This is a genomic window from Sphingopyxis flava (genome assembly GCF_900168005.1).
GTDB classification, from domain to species: domain Bacteria; phylum Pseudomonadota; class Alphaproteobacteria; order Sphingomonadales; family Sphingomonadaceae; genus Sphingopyxis; species Sphingopyxis flava.
On the sequence record NZ_FUYP01000078.1, the window covers coordinates 1 to 3451 of the forward strand.

The window sequence follows — 3451 nt, forward strand, 5'->3', positions numbered from 1 at the left end:
GATCAGGCTTCCAAAGGCCTCGTCGGCCAGGCTGCACCAAATTTGCGGATGAGCCCCTGTTTGTCGGCAATTCTCACCTTGTTTGTCGCGCAGCAGCTACCCGCCTTGTGCGCGCCCTCGCGATAGCCGGGCTCGCGGAACGCAAGCGTGAGCGATCTGGCCGGCGTGGGCATGCCTGCGGAAGCGCTCGGGATAGCGCCCTCACACATGAACTGTTGCCGGTGCAGGATCCGCTTCAGGCTTTACAGGGCAAGTCCGCCGAACTATGCGTTAGGAAGTGTTACGACTCGTTTATATGAATTATGATTGCAAAGGCCATGCAGCGGGACGTTAGTCCGTCGCTGTTATCGGGCTCGAGATCGCGCGCCACGATGGGTGCGAATGGCTTTCCTGACAGACGAATTGTGGGTGGAGGTTGCACGTGACGGATAACGCAGGGCCCGACGGGCCAACGCAGCTTGAGATCTACCGGCGGGTTGCTTTGCTCAAGGCGAACGATGAAAGAAGCCGCAAGGTGATCCTCGCCGGGCGCTTGGTGATGCCCTACTACAGCTACCGAGGGCAGGAAATAATCCCGTCCGTAATGTCGGCCGTGCTGAACGACGACGACTACCTGGTAACGATCTATCGAGGCATCCACGACATGCTGGCCAAGGGCATGCCGCTGAAAGACCTTTGGGCGGAAGTGGCGGGTCGCGTGGACGGCACTTGCAAGGGCAAGGGCGGCCCCATGCACCTGACCTATCCCAAGAAGGGGATCATGGTCACCACCGGCATCGTCGGATCGTCGATGCCGATTGCCAATGGCATAGCCTGGGGATCTCGCATTCTGAAAAACGGCCGCGTGGCAGTGGCGACGTTTGGTGATGGCGCGTCGAACATCGGCGCTTTCCACGAGAGCCTGAACCTCGCCTCGTTGTGGAAGCTCCCGGTGATTTTCCTGTGCCAGAACAACCTCTACGGCGAACATACCAGCTACGAGCGCGCAACTTCTGTCAAGCGCATCGCGGATCGTGCGGCGGGCTACGACATGCCTGGCGTCCGGGTGGACGGCAATGACCCGATCGCCATGTTCAAGGCCGCCAAGCAGGCTGTCGACCGGGCCCGCGCAGGTGAGGGACCTACTCTGATCGAGGCGATGACGTTTCGCTTCCAAGGCCATGTCTTCGGCGATGCCGATAACTACATGAACAAAGCCCAGAAGGCGGCTGCAGTCGAGGCAGACCCCGTCCCAATTTTCCGGGCCCGCCTCATCTCCGAAGGCATCGCCTCGGAAGACGAACTAGCCGCAATCGAAGCGGAGATTGAACGTCAGATCGACGAGGCAGTCGAATTCGCCTTGGCATCGCCGTTCCCTGAACTGAGCGAGCTCACCACGGATGTTTACGCGGAAGGACCGGCAGCATGAGCGAGAGCGCCACAAAGATGAAGCGGGTCACCAACATCCAGGCCATCAACGCCGCCATTGCCGACGCGATGGCCGAGGACGACATGGTGCTCGTCCTGGGCGAGGATGTCGCCGACCCGGAAGAAGGCGGCGTCATTGGGGTAACCAAGGGCTTGTCATCCCGGTTTGGCGAAGAGCGGGTCAAATCCACACCTATCGCGGAGCAGGCTATCATCGGCGCGGCGATCGGTGCGAGCCTCGTTGGCTTCAAGCCGGTGGCCGAGATCATGCTGATGAACTTCACGACCGTTGCGATGGACATGATCGTCAACCACGCTGCAAAACTGCGTTTCATGTCCGGAGGCCAAACGCATGTGCCGATGGTGGTGCGCACCATGACCGGCGTCGGCATGGGTTCGGGTGGCCAACATGCCGATTACCTCGAGGCGTGGTTCGCGCATTCGGCAGGCTTGAAGGTGGTCGCACCGTCGAACCCTGCGGATGCATACGGACTGATGCGCGCGGCAATCAACGATCCCGATACGGTGATCTACATTGAAAACCTGCCAAGCGCCTGGACGCAGGGCGATGCCCCCGAACCGGGCCATGTCGTTCCAATCGGCACGGCAAAAGTGGTCAAGGAGGGCAGCGACGTCACGATCGTCAGCTACTCGCGCATCGTCAACGATGCGCTGGCCGCCGCCGCCATGGTCGAAGAAGAGGGCATTTCAGTAGAAGTGATAGACTTGCGGACGGTCGTCCCTTGGGACAAGGAGGCCGTATTCGCTTCGCTCGGCAAGACAGGCCGTTGCTGCGTCGTCCATGAAGCGGTCGCACAGTTCGGCGTGGGGGCTGAAATTGCCGCCGTCGTTTCGAAGGAATTCTACGGCCGGCTCAAGGCTCCTGTCGCCCGGCTCGGGGCGCCATACGCGCCTGTACCCTATTCGAAACCCCTGGAATCGGCCTATGCGCCAAGTGCCAGGCAGATCGCCGATGAAGTAATCGGGCTGATGGCGTAGACATCAACCGCCCAAGCCTCCCTTGAATGGATCCCCGAGCCTGAAGACAAATAGCTATCCGGCTGCTCGTCTGCCATGGCGGACGAGCAGCAATTCCTCCCTCTACGACGACTTGCTGCATGGTACCGCAATCAGACCATCATCGGTGCGATCGCCTGGTCGATGGATCCGCGACAGGCCTCCTACACCTCGCCGTTTACTTTGCCTTCTTGGCCGCAACGGCGAGCGGCGTGCCATTGTTGAGGATGGCCCAAACGAACTGCGCCATCTGGTCCATGATCATGTTTGCCTTGTTCGGATTGTCCTCGACTGCAACGACGCCGATGAACCGATCAATCGACATGATCAGAAAGCTGAGGTTCAACTCCATCTGGGGGCGCAAGGCCGGATCGACGCGCCTTAGAACATTCTGCATCACCTGGGCCAGGTTCATGGCAATTGGCAGAACGTCGCGCGAGTTGTCTTCGCTGATATAGACAGCTTCCCAGTATGCCTCGCACAAGCGATGCATCCGTGTCCACATGACCATATAGGAATCCAGCCAGCTTCGCACAGCAGCTCGATTGGTTACATCGACTTCGTCGAGTTTTGTTAGTACCTGCTCGACCTCAGTGTTTAGATGATCGCGAAGCGGTTCGAACAGGTCGTCCTTGCTTTTGAAGTGACGATAAAAAGTTGGAACCGTGGTCCCTGCAAGCTCTGCAATTTGTTCGACGGTGGTCGAACGAAACCCCTCTATTCTGAACAGCTTGAGAGCAGCATCGGAAATTCGGCTGCGGGTAAACTCCTTCAGCCCGGCGCGGAGCTCACCTTCTCCCTTGGTCGCGCTTCCCTTTGACGTCTTTTGCTTTAGCGCCATGGATCACCCGTAAGTCAGTGTCATATGATATAATCCGTCATAGCATAATCGGGATTCTGAACAAGTTCGATGTCGTTGCCCCTTAATTTCCGGACAGTTCCTCACTGGTTGATTGGACGATGTATTCGCGCGGGGCGAGGTAGCCAAGTGCGCGATGCGGATGGACGGTGTTGTAGTGGTGGAACC

3 protein-coding genes are annotated in these 3451 nt (G+C 58.7%); 2 read left to right on the forward strand and 1 reads right to left on the reverse strand.

Features of this window, described 5'->3' with window-relative positions; all coding sequences use genetic code 11:
* Window positions 1-421 precede the first annotated feature (421 nt).
* Window positions 422-1408 carry a thiamine pyrophosphate-dependent dehydrogenase E1 component subunit alpha gene (locus B5X69_RS20385; RefSeq protein WP_079640294.1) on the forward strand — a complete coding sequence of 329 codons (987 nt, stop codon included), beginning with the start codon at window positions 422-424 and terminating at the stop codon, window positions 1406-1408.
* Window positions 1405-2406, forward strand: coding sequence for an alpha-ketoacid dehydrogenase subunit beta (locus B5X69_RS20390; RefSeq protein ID WP_079640295.1), 1002 nt, complete (start codon window positions 1405-1407; stop codon window positions 2404-2406). The genes B5X69_RS20385 and B5X69_RS20390 overlap by 4 nt, the downstream gene beginning before the upstream one ends.
* A gap of 196 nt (window positions 2407-2602) precedes the next feature.
* Here the strand turns inward: B5X69_RS20390 and B5X69_RS20395 are convergent, their stop codons facing one another.
* Window positions 2603-3265, reverse strand: a complete 663-nt coding sequence (locus B5X69_RS20395; RefSeq protein ID WP_079640296.1) for a TetR/AcrR family transcriptional regulator — start codon at window positions 3263-3265, stop codon at window positions 2603-2605.
* Between the last annotated feature and the right edge of the window lie 186 nt (window positions 3266-3451).